The organism is Nocardia sp. NPDC049149 (assembly GCF_043197455.1).
Lineage (GTDB): Bacteria > Actinomycetota > Actinomycetes > Mycobacteriales > Mycobacteriaceae > Nocardia.
The window spans coordinates 113,688-128,423 of the sequence record NZ_JBICTD010000018.1 but is presented as its reverse complement, the minus strand read 5'-3'; the positions used below and the strand labels follow the sequence as shown (position 1 = coordinate 128,423).

General features: G+C 65.4%; 13 protein-coding genes. 3 read left to right on the top strand and 10 right to left on the bottom strand.

What is annotated here, in order from left to right:
- Window positions 1–260: 260 nt before the first annotated feature.
- The 3 genes from ACGFNJ_RS42655 to ACGFNJ_RS42645 form a co-directional block, all read right to left on the bottom strand.
- On the bottom strand, window positions 261–542 hold the full coding sequence (locus ACGFNJ_RS42655) for a carbohydrate-binding module family 14 protein (RefSeq protein WP_393462106.1): 282 nt from the start codon (window positions 540–542) through the stop codon (window positions 261–263).
- 437 nt (window positions 543–979) lie between these two features.
- Complete coding sequence (locus tag ACGFNJ_RS42650) at window positions 980–1,729, bottom strand: SDR family NAD(P)-dependent oxidoreductase (protein ID WP_393462104.1); 750 nt, start codon at window positions 1,727–1,729, stop codon at window positions 980–982.
- Between the two features lie 26 nt (window positions 1,730–1,755).
- The gene (locus tag ACGFNJ_RS42645; RefSeq protein ID WP_393462102.1) at window positions 1,756–2,517 is read right to left on the bottom strand and encodes an SDR family oxidoreductase; all 762 of its coding nucleotides are present in this window, start codon (window positions 2,515–2,517) and stop codon (window positions 1,756–1,758) included.
- A 101-nt stretch (window positions 2,518–2,618) separates the two neighbouring features.
- Between ACGFNJ_RS42645 and ACGFNJ_RS42640 the strand changes: the two genes are divergently transcribed.
- Window positions 2,619–3,464, top strand: a complete 846-nt coding sequence (locus tag ACGFNJ_RS42640; protein WP_393462100.1) for a helix-turn-helix transcriptional regulator — start codon at window positions 2,619–2,621, stop codon at window positions 3,462–3,464.
- Between the two features lie 371 nt (window positions 3,465–3,835).
- Window positions 3,836–4,954 (top strand): diguanylate cyclase, encoded by a 1,119-nt coding sequence (locus ACGFNJ_RS42635; RefSeq protein WP_393462098.1) that lies wholly within the window; start codon window positions 3,836–3,838, stop codon window positions 4,952–4,954.
- 884 nt (window positions 4,955–5,838) lie between these two features.
- Here the strand turns inward: ACGFNJ_RS42635 and ACGFNJ_RS42630 are convergent.
- Window positions 5,839–7,428: a threonine/serine exporter ThrE family protein gene (locus ACGFNJ_RS42630; RefSeq protein WP_393462096.1), complete on the bottom strand. Its 1,590-nt coding sequence runs from the start codon at window positions 7,426–7,428 to the stop codon at window positions 5,839–5,841.
- A 929-nt stretch (window positions 7,429–8,357) separates the two neighbouring features.
- On the opposite strand from ACGFNJ_RS42630, the gene ACGFNJ_RS42625 reads away from it, so the two are divergent.
- On the top strand, window positions 8,358–8,849 hold the full coding sequence (locus tag ACGFNJ_RS42625; protein ID WP_393462094.1) for a DUF6764 family protein: 492 nt from the start codon (window positions 8,358–8,360) through the stop codon (window positions 8,847–8,849).
- A gap of 79 nt (window positions 8,850–8,928) precedes the next feature.
- Here ACGFNJ_RS42625 and ACGFNJ_RS42620 read toward each other — a convergent pair whose 3' ends face one another.
- The 6 genes from ACGFNJ_RS42620 to crtI are packed head-to-tail and all read right to left on the bottom strand — an operon-like array spanning window position 8,929 to window position 14,734.
- A complete protein-coding gene (locus ACGFNJ_RS42620) occupies window positions 8,929–9,936 on the bottom strand; it encodes a DUF5914 domain-containing protein (RefSeq protein ID WP_393462092.1) in 1,008 nt (335 codons plus the stop codon).
- A complete protein-coding gene (locus ACGFNJ_RS42615) occupies window positions 9,933–11,528 on the bottom strand; it encodes an FAD-dependent oxidoreductase (protein WP_393462090.1) in 1,596 nt (531 codons plus the stop codon). The genes ACGFNJ_RS42620 and ACGFNJ_RS42615 overlap by 4 nt, the downstream gene beginning before the upstream one ends.
- The gene (locus tag ACGFNJ_RS42610; protein WP_393462088.1) at window positions 11,525–11,857 is read right to left on the bottom strand and encodes a lycopene cyclase domain-containing protein; all 333 of its coding nucleotides are present in this window, start codon (window positions 11,855–11,857) and stop codon (window positions 11,525–11,527) included. Before ACGFNJ_RS42610 ends, ACGFNJ_RS42615 begins: the two co-directional genes overlap by 4 nt.
- Entirely contained in the window at window positions 11,854–12,207 is a 354-nt protein-coding gene (locus ACGFNJ_RS42605) for a lycopene cyclase domain-containing protein (protein ID WP_393462086.1), read from the bottom strand. The genes ACGFNJ_RS42610 and ACGFNJ_RS42605 overlap by 4 nt, the downstream gene beginning before the upstream one ends.
- 8 nt (window positions 12,208–12,215) lie before the next feature.
- Complete coding sequence (locus ACGFNJ_RS42600; protein WP_393462084.1) at window positions 12,216–13,202, bottom strand: phytoene/squalene synthase family protein; 987 nt, start codon at window positions 13,200–13,202, stop codon at window positions 12,216–12,218.
- An 11-nt stretch (window positions 13,203–13,213) separates the two neighbouring features.
- The gene (gene crtI / locus ACGFNJ_RS42595) at window positions 13,214–14,734 is read right to left on the bottom strand and encodes a phytoene desaturase family protein (RefSeq protein WP_393462083.1); all 1,521 of its coding nucleotides are present in this window, start codon (window positions 14,732–14,734) and stop codon (window positions 13,214–13,216) included.
- Window positions 14,735–14,736 lie beyond the last annotated feature (2 nt).

Below are 14,736 nucleotides of genomic sequence, written 5' to 3'. Positions count from 1 at the left end.
CTCTTGAAGGATCACGCGATGGCCACCCTCACGTCCGAGATTCGACCTCATCGGCCGAGCGACAGCTGCTACACCACGCTATTGGACGCAACCGTCCGGTCGCCGGCGGCACGAGATTCCGGACAGCTCCGGACACCCACACTGCCGCACGGAACCGCGTCGAGCCGTCTGACTGGGATGGACACATCCGAACCCGACGCTGATCGACGGGACGGCTACACACCCCGAAGGTCTCTGGCTGATCAGGGTTCGCCCGTCACCTACCTCTGATCCGGTGCCACCTGACCGATCTTGACCGCCCAGTCATAGATCTCTGCTTCGCTATTGCCCTGAGGGTGGTCGCAGACCATGAGTCTGGGGTTGAAAACCATCCCTGGCCCGCACGGCTGACGATGCGGGACACCGTTCGAACACTGGTAGAAGTGCACTGCACTTTCCGGGTCGAGGTGGTACTCGTCCTGGTCCCACGACAGCTCACATGTCACTTCCCCGCCGTTGACCCAGTTCCAGCTCGACCTGTCGTTGATATCGAAGCCCGCCATGGTTCTACCTCCGCTGACGCTGCGCGAGAACCCATTTGGGCCCTCGAGCATTGTCGCGCGCCACACCCGCCCAGGTATGCGTTTCGTCGTCGACCGGGCGCGTGCGGCGGCAGACGTCTGCGGCTTCTGGCGGACAGGAGACCAAGATTGAGACTGTTCGCCGCCGGCAGACTTGTGGACCAATCGTGGACCAACAGCATCGAACTCGGCACCGGTATGGACCTCGAGCTACTTCACATATCACTACTGGCCATCGTTGCTTCGCGAGGTTGGTTCTATGCACGAATCACGACACCGTTGATCGGTGGATCTCGACACCACCCTGCGCCGGATGGTGTTGGTATGTGCGAATTTTGCTTGTACTGAATCGAGTACCTAAACAGGCTCTGTCCTTGGCGTTCAACCAGCTGCAGCTGGTTGAACGCCAAGGACAGAGTTCACTGATTCGAGCCGCCGTTCATCAGGATGTTCTGGCCGGTGACGAAAGCCGCCTTGGGGTCGGCGAGCAGTTCGGCCACGTCGGCGACGTCGGTGGTGGTGGCCAACCTGCCAAGAGGCACCGACTCGCGCAGGTCGGTCTTGTACGGGTCGTTATCGGGTGCGCCGTCGAAGATGCCCGCGTCGTCGATCGCGCCGGGTATCAGCGAGTTGACGGTGACCCCGCGTGGACCGAGTTCCTTGGCGAGCACCTGCACGAGGTAGGTGGGCGCGACCTTGCTGGTGCCGTACAGGCCCAAGCCGACGGCGGGGAACTGGGTGGTGCTGGAGGCCACGTTGATGATGCGCCCGCCGTCGGCGATGTGGCGTGCCGCCGCCCGCAGCACCAGGAACGGCCCCTTGGTGTTGACCCGCAACAGCAGATCGAAGTCCTCGTCGGTGATGTCGGTGACCGGGATGTTGACCTTCTCGATGCCGGCGTTGGCGACCACCACGTCCAACCGCCCGAACGTGTCCAGCGCGGTGCGGAACAGGTGCTCGACACCCTCGGGCGTGGAGACGTCGGCCTGCACCGCGACGGCCTTGACGCCAAAGCCGCTCGCCTGGGCCTGGACATCGTCGGCTGCTGCCGCGTCACGTGCGTAGTTGATGACCAGATCCGCTCCTTGTTGAGCGAAGCGCAGGGCGATCGCCCTGCCAAGCCCTCGCGACGAGCCGGTGACCAGGGCGACTTTTCCTTCTAGCGTCATCACAATCTCCTTCCGATCACTGGTCACTAGCGGTTCGGGTCGCTGTTGTTGAGCGTGGCCACGACCTCCTCGTAGTCGCCGCGCACCTCGCCGTAGCGCAGGAACTTGACGCGTTCGACCTGGATCTCCTTGGCATCGGGCTGGGACTCGATCAACCCGATCACCTCGGCGACGAACTCCTCGAGCGGCATGGCCCACTCGCTGTTTTCCTGGCCGGGCAGCAGCGAGGTGCGCACCGACGGTGGCTCCAGTTCCACCACCCGCACCGAGGTGTCGGCCAGCTGCAACCGCAGCGATTCGCTGAGCATGTGGATGGCGGCCTTGGAGGCGTTGTAGCTCGGGGTGACCGTGAGCGGGGCGAACGCGAGCCCCGAGGACACGGTCATGATCGTGGCGTCGGGCTGGGTGCGCAATTGCTCGATGAACGCGGCGATCAGCCGGATCGGGCCGAGCAGGTTGGTGGTCACGATGGACTCGGCGGAGGCGAGGAACGTCTCGGGCTGGTGCCAATCCTCGACGTTCATGATGCCGGCCATGGTCACCAGCACGTTGAGCTCGGGGTGCTGGTCGAGCACCAGCTTGGCGGCGGCTTCGATGCTGGCGGGGTCGGCGGTGTCGATCTGCACGGTGTGCATGCCGGGGTGCTCGACGGCGATCCGCTCGAGCAGCGCGGTGCGCCGGCCGCCGACGATGACGGTGTTGCCCCTCGCCTGCAACTCGACCGCGAGTGCGAGGCCGATTCCGCTGGTGGCGCCGGGGACGAAGATGGTGTTTCCAGTAATGTTCATGCGTTGATCGTGGCCGCCGCGGCGGATGGGATACAGAGAGCGCTTATCGGGGGATCGGCGATCCCTGGCTACCGATCGGCGACCCCCGATACTCTGGCCGCATGGACCGTGCAGCACTGGCGTCCTTCCTTCGCACCCGGCGAGAGACCATGCGCCCCGAGGACATCGGGCTGCCGCATGGCCCGCGCCGACGGGCGCCGGGACTGCGGCGCGAGGAGGTGGCCTCGCTCGCGGCCATGTCCACCGACTACTACACGCGCCTCGAGCAGGGGCGTGGACCGCAGCCCAGCGAGCAGATGTTGTCCTCGCTGGCCCGTGCGCTCCGGTTGTCCGCCGAGGAGAGCCGGTACCTGTTCCAGGCAGCCGGTCGCAACAGCCCGTCAACGGTGCCGATCGCGACGCACGTGGCGCCCGCGCTGTTACGGGTGCTCGACCGCCTCGAGGACACGCCATCGCTGATCCTGTCCAACCTGGGTGAGGCGCTGGCGATGAACCGAATGGCCAAGGCGCTGATGGGTGACTGGACCGCACACACCGGCCTGGCCCGCAGCGAGATCTACCGGTGGTTCACCCAGCCCGCCGAGCGGCTGCGCTATCCCGAGCACGACCACGACCGAGTGAGCCGGGCCCAGGTCGCCAGCCTGCGCGCCGCGTACGGATCGATGGGTGCGCGGTCGCGTGCCGGCGAACTCGTTCGCGCGCTATGCGAGGCCAGCGAGGAATTCGCCGGGCTGTGGGAGCGCCAGCAGGTCGCCCGCCGCTTCGAAGAACACAAAGTGCTGCTGCACCCCGAATTGGGTCCGATCGAGGTGGACTGCCAAGTGCTGTTCACCGAAGACCAGTCGCAGGCGCTGCTGGTGTTGACCGCTGCCCCGCGCACCGAAGGCTACGAGAAGCTACAGCTGCTGGGAGTCCTTGGCAACGAGCGCTTCCCCACCGACGTGTGAGATGGGCCGACAACTCGACGATCTCGACCACGGTCGCCGCCCGGCAGGTATTGGGGCTTGATCGCGCCCAACTCGAGTAGCGGTGCCTCGCTGGTCGAGGTCTTCAAGTTCGAAGTTGAGGTCGATTTGTTGGGTACGGCCAGGCCGGTGATGTGCCCATCTGGCTATTCATCGGCCGGGCCCTGTGCCAAACGGACTGCCCGATCCAGAGGAGCCCGAGCTCGATTCTCGGCATCGGCTTCCCAGCCTGGAATTGATTAGTTCTAGTTGGAAGCATATTATCTCCGGTTACTGCATTTCGTCGCGCAGGCTACGCTCGGGCGCACAGACGACCGATCGTAGTTCCAGTTGCCGAAATAAGGCGGTAACCGATGAACGATGGCGAATTCACGGTCCGAACCTGGCTGGGATACCAGGTCGATTACCGCTGGATGATCAAGCGGCTCGAAGCCCACGCGATGCTCGGCTGGGCGAAGCTGATCGTCGGCGCAGGCGGCGCGACGCTGTTCGTCATCACCATGCTGGCGTGGACGTCACCAGGGATGGTGCGCGACGGTGTGGGAACGGCGGCGTGGGGGTTCGGTGCCATCCTGGCCGCGCTGTGGGCGCTGCGCTGGTGGTTTCTGCCATGGCCGAGCCGATCCGAATCGCTCGTATGGATCACACTCGCGGACATCTCGCTCGCCATGGGCGTGCTGACCGTCCACAACCATCTCTACGGGGTGATCGCGACCCTCCTTCTGGTCGTCCCCGGCGGGTACGCATGCATGCTCGGCCCACGGGTACTGGCTCGGCACGGCGCATGGTCACTGGCGACCATGGTGGTGGTGACCCTCCAGCTGGTGACCGAAGATTCGCCGCGAACCGGCGACGCACCCGCCGACTACGTGATCGGCGTCCTGATCGTTCTGATCATGCTGACCGCGACCGCTACTGCATTCCTGACGATGGCGTTCCAGTCCTGGATGTGGCATCTGGACGCACTGATGGACCCCTTGACCATGCTGCTGAACCGGCGCGGCCTCGACTACTACCTGTGGAAGTACCTCGGCTCCTGCGCGCGTCCCGACTCGATCTACGCCATCACGCTGGACTTGGACCGATTCAAAATCGTCAACGACGCCTTCGGTCACCCCGTCGGCGACAAGGTACTCCAGCAGACGGCGAGGTGCCTACGCTCCACGGCCGACCTCGACGCCATCGTCGCACGCACCGGCGGCGAAGAATTCGTGATCGTCGGCGCCACCCGCGGCGACTCGATGTGCGCGGTCGCCGAGCGGCTGCGTAGCGCGATCGAGACCATGCCCGGTCTACCGATCCCGATCACCGCCAGCGTCGGAGTGGTGAGCGCCAAGACCTCCCTCGCCTTCGAGCCCGCAACATTCCGACAGCTACTGCTCTGCTCCGATTCCGCCATGTATCAGGCAAAACGCCTGGGCGGCAACACCGTTGCGATCGCTGAGGCAATGCCCACTCATCCAGCCCGCTGACGAATCCCGACGGCGCAGGGTCCGGACGTGCCCACGAACCCCTGTCCCCACACGCGGGCATGGGCTAGGCCGGCGATGCGCCGATGACAAATCGTATGGACCAATCGTGGACAAAAGGCGTCGAGTTCGGCCCCACCGTGGACCAATTGTGGACCACCCGTTCCGCACGCTACGCCCGTAACCAGCGGATATACTCCTCCTACGCGCCCGCATAACGAGCGCACCGTGCACGAAATGTCCTTATCGGGTACTAATTCTGGCGCAAGGCCTGATTCACACCAGCCCTGATCCCTGCCAGGCTCGAACCCGCTAACTCTCGTCGAGGCGCCGGGGCTGACAGCGCCGAGGCCGTGGACACCGTCAGGTGCGGCTACGAACTGAAAGCCACCAGCTGGCCCGGCCGAGGTGATGACGGATCCGGTGTCCCAACGGGTATCGCCGACGTGGTGACCCCGAGGGACTGCCGTCGTGGCTCCACGATCTCACGTGCTGTTCGGCGCGGTGGTCGATACCTGTCGCAGCGGCGCTTGCCTCGCACTGCATCGACGTGCTCATGGCAGCCGGAATTCGTTGTCCAGGGTCGCTACACGGGTACTGGACAACAAACCACGGACAACCCCGACAAGCTCACCGAGAACGACCGGCCACGTATGAAAGCCCGTCGCCAACCGTGACTGGAGTAGCTCGGGCGCGATCAAACTAACCGGCCGCTTGGTCGGCGACAACTCGTAGGCCTGCGGTCCGCGTGCCTCATCAGGGCTACGTGGGTGATCACCATTGCCGTACTGCGCCTCTGGCTCACAACCCTCTAGAAGATGATGACAGCGGTCTTGACCCAACCACGACAGCGAGCATCGACAGATTGGCGCAGGTTTACGCCGCGGCTACGAATCCAGTTGCCTATTGGCCTCCGAGACCGTCGGTTGCGGCTCGGTGTCGAGGCTCGCCGAGCGGATTCGAGTTCGCATGCTGACCATACGACGCGCCCCACCACTAGCAACGATATTGCCCAATACGAGGCCCGCGCCGATTGCTAACGTGGTGAGCACAGAAAACGCGAATGACACTCCGGATCCTGGCGAATGCGCGATGAACTGCAGTAAGGAATGAGCGACCGTCAGCGACGGCAGTAGGGCACCGCAGAATGCAGGGACGATTACCGATGCCGACGAGATGCGCAGGCGGGCGGCCGTCCAGGTACCGAGGGCGCCGAGCAGCGCCGCGCCGAGCATCAACGACAATTGCAGACCGATATGTGTGCGCGCACACAACTGCACCATCAGCTGGGTGAATACCGCTGCCGCCATAGAAATCGGGACCACCCGCGCGGTGGCTCCCTGAGCGAAGGCATTTGCCGCAGCAGCGATGGCCGAGGCGAACAGCGCCCAGAACAGCGACAGGCCGGTCAAATGGATCGCCGACGGATCGACTTCGAGATTCACCCACCGGGTCGCGGTCAGGCCCGTCTGAATGCCGGCGACCATGCCGAGCACCACCAAGCCGATACCGAGGCCGCGCACCAAAGCCAGACTCCGAAATCCGGATATCGCATCCTGCGCCGCCGCGACGATCGACGTGTGTGGCAGAAGTAGCACCACACACGAGGCGACCATGCTGGCCGCCTCGCCCGTCGAGATCCGGGTGTACGCGATCGCCAGGCTGCCGACCGTCGTCGCCAGTGCCATTTGCGTGAGAGCGACGAAAAACGTTGGAAGATAACGCCTCCCGAGCACCCTACCGAGATACATCAGCACGAACATCAGCACGAACGCGCCGACAGCCGACCAGAAGCTCCCGCCCGCCTGCAGTGCCACGACAACGCCAAGAACTCCCATGGCGCCCGCCACAACTCGATAGGGCCATCGCGGATCCGACCGCATTTCCTCCACGAGCCGCTGACTGGCCTGGGTCATGTCGGTCTCATGGCCGACGATGTCGTCGACGACGCCGTACACGTTGTTGAGCCGGTGCAGGTCAGCACCCGTGTTGCGCACAGCCCGCAATCCGGCGACGGTCGGCTCGTCTGGCACGGCGTACACCATATGAATCGATGAGCCGGGAAAGTCGAGTTCCACCGCCGCCAGGTTCCAGGTCGCCGACACCGCGACGATTGCTACCTCGACGCTGCGCGCATCAGCTCCCGACGACAACATCACCTCCCCCAGGTCCAGACAGAAGTCGATGACCTGACGGGCCGAATACTCCTCCCCGGTCGCTGTCGGTGAGGGCGAAACTCCTTCGTAGATGCTCCCGCGCAGCAACGATGCGATATCGCGCCGCTGCTCGGCTGTCGTCACCCGTGGTCGGCGCTGCCGAACAGAATTCCGCGCACCGTTGGCAGCACTGGTGACCGACTTACGAGGCCGGTGCTTCGGTGCGCTCGTGCGTGGGCGACCGCGATCGCCGATCTCGGCCCCGCCGATGTCGGCCCGATCTGCTTCTTTGGGAGTGCGTCGGATACGGAGGCGTCCCATAGCGTCCTACTCGTCCCGCGCGCATGCCGCGCGCGGAACGATCGACGTGCCTGCCGACGCCGAGCAGTTCATGATCTGCCCACCGTCACCTCTTCGCGGGCCTTCCGAGGAAATTGCAATTGTGCTGGGCATGATCTCCAATCCAGTCCTGGACGGAATAGTGAAACCAGCGACGACAACGCGGCCTTCTGGGCTGCCGGGCACGAAACGAGTCGCGCCAACAGCGGTACTGCTCGCATGTACCGCCACACCAGCATCGCTATCGAGTTACCCAGCGGCAATGAGATGATCTCGATTGTGACGACCCTAACTCTGGTGCCATTGGACAACGCCAGCCGCACGTGCGGTGGTTGACGGGGCCGAGCGCACCTGCTCGGCCCGCCGCGATGGGCGAGACGGAGCCATCCCCAGGTAGCACACACCATCCCGGATGCCCGGAGATCCTCCCCGCCGCCCGGAGCCAGGCGTCGCTCGCCCCTGCTGCTGAAGCCCGCCCGAGCGACGCCTGAGGGACCCCTTCTTCAAGGCGATATCCAGCGATACTCGACGCGAGTGCGCCCGGGCGAATATAACCCAGCACGGTTTCGACATCGCCACAGCGGCCCACTGCCCTGATACCGAAAAGTGGCGGTTCACGGAGCAATTCGAGACGCGCGACATTTCGGCATGGTGCTCATCGGATGCACTGCCGCGATAACGGTTTACGCCGCCGGAAAGCGGATGACCTATTCGGACAAACTCATCTCCCACTCCAATAAAACCGCCGCAATGCATCGCCTTTGCATCGTTTCTTCGCTACCGTAAGAGCACGTCGTGCTGGGATGCGCCAGCGCGGCAATACAATTCGCACGATTCGAGTTCGACGTGCCCGTCGGGCCATATGCCCGTATCAGCCCTGGTTTCCCGGCGGTCACGCGCAGGAGAACGTCATGAACGTCCTTTTTACCCGTCGCACCGCGACCGCATTCCTCGCAGCTGGCCCAGCAGTTTTCGCACTGTGCCTGTTCGCCCCGAATGCAGCCGCCGCCACCGGCTGTCCGGCACCGGGCGCCACGGTCACCTCGGCAACCGCCGAGGACGCGCAATGCTCGGCTGCCAGTGTGGGCGGCGCGGCGGCCGCTGCCTATGGCCTGGGTGGCAACGCTGCCGCCAACGCGGGACCGACCAGCCTGTCGCTGGCGATCGCGCAGAACGGTGGCGTTGCCACCGCCAACTCCGCACCCTTGTCCGGCCCGGCGGCCATCGCCGTCGGCCCCGGCGCCACCGTGACGGCGACGGGTGTTCGGCCCGGTCTGGCGCTCGGCATCGCTGGTCCGGGAGCGACGGTGACGGTCACCGGAGTCACCGGCCCGACCTGCGCAGGTGGCATCGGATTCGCGGGTGACTTCCAGACCTTCCAAGGCTGTCTGTCGCTCGGCTGACCCCAGGCCGGGAAAACCCGGTGGTATTCCGAACAGCGAATACCGCCGGTTCCTGCCCGGCCGCGTCATCGAATCCGCTTTAACGACGCCGAGTTCGCAGCTGATACCGACGCTCGGCGTAGGCCATGTCGTCGCGCCAGAGCCGGTTCGCTGCGTGGTTCATCAACGGACGCAATATTCCGACCACGTGGCGGGCGTACCGGAATCCGGGCCGTTCCGAACTCGCGATCACCGTTTCGATCACTGCGGTGCGGGCCCGGCCGTCGGGCCCGGGTCCCATTGGGCTTGCGTGTGTTTCGACGACGCTGCCCGTGCCTTCGCCTGCCACGATGCGCATCACGATGGTGCGAGGGTCCGGGCAGGTGAACTCCGCTTCGACCGGAACACCGAGCGTACGGGTGACCCGGAACGTGACATTGAGCAGGAAGCGATGGTTGTCCTCGGTGATACGGGTGCGCGGTGGTGTCCGGGTCACCTCCAGCCGCGCGAAAGAGTAAGGGTGGAACCATGATCCGTGCCAGGGATCGAGGCGATTGGCGATGATGTCGCGTGGTTCACACACCCCGACCAACCGCGTCACCGCGTGCACGGTGGTGTCGGTGGGGCGAGCGCCGAGAATCGGTGTGTCGGTAGGTGTTTGGCCACCGATCGAATCCAGGCGCACCCAGGCCAGCACCCCGTCGTCGTAGCCGGGGAACGGGCACCAGCGAGCGGTGTCGCCGTTGCCGAGCCGTAGGCCGTGCCAGCGACAGATCAGCGCCGTGTCATCCACCGCCGCAGCATCCAGCGGTGCGCCCAGGTGCGGGCAGGCGCCGGGACCGACGTGCAACGCGCCTGCGCGGTCGCGCCACGCGACGATCTCCACTCCGCCGATCGTGGTACCGAATGGGCGATCGTCCCGGATCTGCCGGCTGCCTGCGAAGACGTACCAGTTGCCGCCGGGCAGCTGCTGGGACCAGCGCAGCGCGGCGGCGATCAGACCCGGATCCGCATCCGCGTGGGTGGGTGCTTGACGCGACCATTTCTCGGGCGAGAATCGCTGCAACGGTGACACTTTCGACAACCGTGCGAGCGGGGATTCGTTCATGCGGACCGCCTTTCGCGTGTCGCGAGGGTGCGCAGTAGGCCTGACCGGCCGCGGCTGGGCACTGTTTGCAGGTCATGCCCCGCGCCGCCCCACTGGCCAGCCAGCAGGTCGGCCGCGAGCCAGCCCGTGGTCGCCGCGCGCTCCATCAACGCGACGGGCAGATCGACCCGGATGCCGTCACCGGCGAGCATCAATCGCGGATCCGGAGTCCGAATACCGGGCCTCCTAGCAAAGTCGCCGGGCGCGAAACGGGGACAATCCGCCCGCCACAGCATCTTTTCCGCCACGATTCGGGCTTGATCCGATTCGGGATAAAGGTCGTGCAACCGGGCAAGCAGCCTGCTGCGCACCCACGCCCCGGCGGCCGGGACGGGGGTCTGATCTGCGGCCGCATAGGCGTGTAACTCCACGACACTGCCACCGTGTCTGTCCGCCCATTCGGCGGCCGTGCGCTCGTATCGGTCGAGGATGCTGATGTTGTCGAGTGGATCCAGGTTGCCGGTTCCGAGGAAGCTCGGGCGGTCGGCGTGCAGCGGACGGTCCAGCCAGAGCCGGTGCACCGCGAACGTTGGGGCCGAACCCAACTCGGCGACCCGCGTGCGCCATTCATCATCTCCCAGCGCCGGCGAATCGGCGACGATCGCTCGCAGGCCTGCCACGTCGGTGGCCAGTACCACTGCGTCCGCTTCGACCGTGGCGCCCGTATCGTCGATCACCCGAAATCCGAGTGCGCCGGGTTCGATAGCGGCGATCCGCACCCCGGTGTGGAATTCCACTCGACCCGGCCGCTCCGATGTGGCCGGCGCGGTGAGGTACTCCGCCAACGGAGTCCAGAGGCTGATATCGAAATTGTCTTGCGCCACATCGAAAACCAGCCCCTCGCTGGAGCCGAGGAAGTAGATGTGGAACATCGCGGCCAGCTCGGCGGCCGACATTCGATGGGGGGCAACGAAGAAGCTGCGCGAGAACACCTCGAAGGCCAGGTGCCGGGCGGCATCCGGAAAATTGATGCGGTGCAAGAATGTTTCCGCGTCGAGGTGGTCGAGCTGCCGGTAGATCTCCGGCACGGAGACCGCCGCCAGCGGCGCGGCGGCTCGGGCGTCCATGCGCACCAGGTCGCGGAACCGAAACGTCGGGCTGCGCAATGCGAAGGCGAATGCGTTCCAGGGCGGTGTGCGTGGCAGGTTACGAAAGCTGTCGCGGTGACCTTTGTCGTCGATCAGTGGGTAGTCGCCGAGCCTGGACAGTCGCGTCAGTCCGGGATCACTGCGGCACAACAGCTTTCGAAGATTGTAGTACTGGGCGAAGAAGGCGTGGAAGCCGCGGTTCATCCCCACCACGGTGCCGTCGTCGAGTCGTTCGGTCCAGCCGCCGACTCGTCCACCCAGGTAGTTTTCTCGCTCGATCACCTCGACCCGGAATCCGCGTTCGGCGAGTCCGGTCGCCGCCGCCAGACCCGCGATTCCGGCACCCACCACGACCGCCGTCGGTCGCTGCCCGTCGCTGCCGACGTCCGCGCGACCAACTCGGGCCGGGTGTCGCTCCCTGCGCGGGTCTCGCCCCAGTTCGGCGAGCACGGGGTCGCGCGTCATTGCCGCACCTCTTCCTGTCGCTGTCGCGCACGTTCCCAGCACAGCAGTACCCCGGTCACGAGCGCGAACCCGAAAAAGAAGTCCTCCACGGGAATGTCCCACGGAAACCGCAGGCCGAGAATGTGATCCGGGTTGTATCGGACGATGGGTGCGTCGAGTGTGGTCAGCCAGCCGTCAACGGGTATCTGGAAGCCGAGCACGATCGCCATCGATATCCAGTAAGCAGGCCTGCCCAGCAGCCCGGTGCGCAGTACCGCGAACTCGACGACACATACGGCAAGCACTGCCACGACCGCGGGCAGCGTGTATCCGATGCCACCGAAGTTCATCCTCGTCCCTCCACGCGACTCCGGCGGTGGGCTCGGCTGCGGTGTGCGTGGCCGAGCATGGTGTCGACCGCGACGAAAGTGAGCAGCCCGCACAGGGGAACGACCATGAAGAACAACAACTCCTCGATAGGCATCGCCCCGGGCAGCCGTAGCCCGATGATGTACCGCTCGTTGAAGTTCCACACCTGACCGGCGATGGCCAGCAGATCCCAGATTATGAACACTGCCAGGGGTGCCAGCGCGCTGAGCAACAACCGCGGTCTGCGATACACGCCGGGGCCGACGAACTCCAGCGGCGCCGTCAGAACCAGACACGCGATCAGAACGAAAAGATAGTGCCACTGCTCCACAGCGTCTCCTAGGTGGATTCAGGCGACACAGTGGGTGTGCGAGCCGGCTCCGGAACACGGCGCAACCGCCCCTCCGGACGACGCCGAATCCACCACGCGCGAACCAATCCGGCCCCACCGACCTGGACGCGGCGGGCAGTGCTCACTCTGGCCCGCCGTCCGAAGACCTGGAAGTCGTTGTCCTCGATGCGATCCAGTATCTCGGAATACAGTCGCAGCGCGGTCGCGACACACGGCCGCGAGCGCGGCACCAGGGACTCGATCCCGGCGCGGGCGTAATCGTATATATCCCTGGTGATTTCGTGCTGAGCGGCGAGCGCTTCGCGTACCCGCGGGTCCACCCGTCGATGTCGGCTGCACCACAGCAACAATTCCCGGTCGACGTTATGGGCGGCCAGTTCGTCGGCGGGCAGATACACCCGGTCGCGGGCCAGGTCCTCGTCGACATCGCGGAGAAAGTTGGTGAGCTGGAACGCTTTTCCCAGCGCTGCGGCATATGGTGCGGCGGCCGCGGCGCTCTCGGTCGGTCCGAGAATCGGCAGCAACTGGAGCCCGATCACTTCGGCGGAGCCGTAGACGTAGCGGTCCAGCGCGGCACGGTCCGGATAGTCGGTGATGGAGAGGTCCATCCGCATGGAGGCCAGGAAGGCGTCGAACAGATGGCCTGCGATGGCGTAGCGATCCGCGGTGTGCAGGACGGCCGCGAGCACCGGGTCCCCCGCACCGTCGGCCGCGGCGAACCGCCGCGCCAGCAATTCCAATCCCGCTGCGCGGTCGGCCACAGTACGGGCTGGGTCGAACTCGTCCAGGATGTCATCCGCGCGGCGGGCGAACCCGTACAGCGCGTGCACCGCGGGGCGCTGGTCGGGGGCCAGGAGGCGGGTGGCGAGAAAGAACGTCTTGCCATGGCGGGCGTTGAGTAGTCGGCAGGCCTGATACGACGCTTGCAACTGCGGATCGGTGATGCCCGCGGCCTCGAGTTCTGTGCGTGTCATACCGCTGCTCCTCAGAGGATGGTGCGAGTCGATGTGGCGGCGCGGCGCCTGATGTAGGAGTGCCCGGTGATGCGGTCGGCGGCCAGGCGTCCGGAAATGAGCACCGGCGGAATACCGACTCCAGGAACAGTGGAACCACCAGCTAGCACGACGTTGTCGAAGCCGCGAATCATGTTGGCGGGCCGGAAGGGGCCGGTCTGCGCGAAGGTGTGCGCGAGGGCGAACGGGCTACCCGCGACCATATCTTTGCCTGCCCAGTCGGTCGGCGTGACGACGCGCAACAACTCGGCGTTGCGCCAGGCCCTGGTACCGAGGCGCCGCTTGGCGATATCCATGACCTGTTCGGCGTAGGACTGCTGGAAGCTCGGCCAATCAATCAGCCCGCGTTGCAAATTCGGCGCTGGGGCCAGCAAGAACAGCAATTCGCGCCCGTCCGGTGCCAGGCTGGGATCGCCCGCAGTGGGGCGAGTGAGCAGCAGCGACGGATCCGACATCACCCGCCCCTCGTCGATGATCTCGCGGAAGGCCGACTGCCACGCCGCACCGAACAGCAGTGAATGGTGCGGGATCTCGTGCAGGCCGGGATCACCCGCGATGTGTAGAACGACGGCGGAGGGTGCGGGCCGGGTTGCGAGCGGGCGTCGTGAGCGGTGGCCGAGCAACTCGTAGGTGCGATGCAACTCGGTGGTCAAAACGATGGCGTCACAGGCGATTCGCTCGTCCTCGTCAGTTCGCACAGCGGTAACTCGGCCGCCTGCGCACTCGACCTGGGCCACCGTGCTCTGGTACCGGAAACGCACCCCGGCGTCGGCGGCCGCGGCGGCGAGTGCGTCGGGAACCGCGCGCATGCCGCCGCGCGGAAAGAACACTCCCGACATCGTGTCCATGTGGGCGATGACCGCGTAGGCAGCCAGAGCCTGGTCAGGTGCGACGCCGGCATACAGCGATTGGAAGGTGAAGACTCGGCGCAGGTCGGGATCGGAAATGTACTCGGCCACTTTGCTATTCCAGGTGCGGAAGCCGCCGAGCGCCGTCAAGCGTGCCAGCGCGGGCGTCACCATCGACAGCGGCGAATCGAAATTCGCCCCGATGAACCGATCGAACTCGGCTCGATACAGTTTGTTCAGCCATTCGCGCAGCCGCCGATACCCGGCGGCCTGCTCAGGACCGGCGAATTCGGTGATCGCGTGCACCATGGTTTCCTCGTCGCTGTGCACGTCGAGGGTGCGTCCGTCCGCGTAGACCGCATGGTAGGCGGGTGTCACCGGGCGCAGGTCCAAGCGATCCTCGGTGCGCTCACACACCGCGTCGAAAACCTCGTCGAGCAGATCAGGCATCGTGAGCACGGTCGGGCCGGTGTCGATACGGTAGCCGCCCAAGTCCAGTCTGCCCATTCGCCCGCCAGGCACCGCTTCTCGCTCGACCACGGTGACCTCGCGACCTCGCCCGGCCAGATGGATTGCGGTGGACAGCCCGGCCAGTCCGGCGCCTACCACTACGACCTGATCACTACGTCCGGTCACGGTGCGCATCG

What these genes read in the sequence shown, in the direction of transcription:
- ACGFNJ_RS42630 (WP_393462096.1), bottom strand. Translation starts at nt 7,428, where the DNA reads ATGGGACGCCTCCGTATCCGACGCACTCCCAAAGAAGCAGATCGGGCC.
- ACGFNJ_RS42645 (WP_393462102.1), bottom strand. Translation starts at nt 2,517, where the DNA reads ATGAACATTACTGGAAACACCATCTTCGTCCCCGGCGCCACCAGCGGA.
- ACGFNJ_RS42655 (WP_393462106.1), bottom strand. Translation starts at nt 542, where the DNA reads ATGGCGGGCTTCGATATCAACGACAGGTCGAGCTGGAACTGGGTCAAC.
- ACGFNJ_RS42600 (WP_393462084.1), bottom strand. Translation starts at nt 13,202, where the DNA reads ATGACACGCACAGAACTCGAGGCCGCGGGCATCACCGATCCGCAGTTG.
- ACGFNJ_RS42610 (WP_393462088.1), bottom strand. Translation starts at nt 11,857, where the DNA reads ATGAACTTCGGTGGCATCGGATACACGCTGCCCGCGGTCGTGGCAGTG.
- ACGFNJ_RS42615 (WP_393462090.1), bottom strand. Translation starts at nt 11,528, where the DNA reads ATGACGCGCGACCCCGTGCTCGCCGAACTGGGGCGAGACCCGCGCAGG.
- crtI (WP_393462083.1), bottom strand. Translation starts at nt 14,734, where the DNA reads ATGCGCACCGTGACCGGACGTAGTGATCAGGTCGTAGTGGTAGGCGCC.
- ACGFNJ_RS42625 (WP_393462094.1), top strand. Translation starts at nt 8,358, where the DNA reads ATGAACGTCCTTTTTACCCGTCGCACCGCGACCGCATTCCTCGCAGCT.
- ACGFNJ_RS42640 (WP_393462100.1), top strand. Translation starts at nt 2,619, where the DNA reads ATGGACCGTGCAGCACTGGCGTCCTTCCTTCGCACCCGGCGAGAGACC.
- ACGFNJ_RS42635 (WP_393462098.1), top strand. Translation starts at nt 3,836, where the DNA reads ATGAACGATGGCGAATTCACGGTCCGAACCTGGCTGGGATACCAGGTC.
- ACGFNJ_RS42650 (WP_393462104.1), bottom strand. Translation starts at nt 1,729, where the DNA reads ATGACGCTAGAAGGAAAAGTCGCCCTGGTCACCGGCTCGTCGCGAGGG.
- ACGFNJ_RS42620 (WP_393462092.1), bottom strand. Translation starts at nt 9,936, where the DNA reads ATGAACGAATCCCCGCTCGCACGGTTGTCGAAAGTGTCACCGTTGCAG.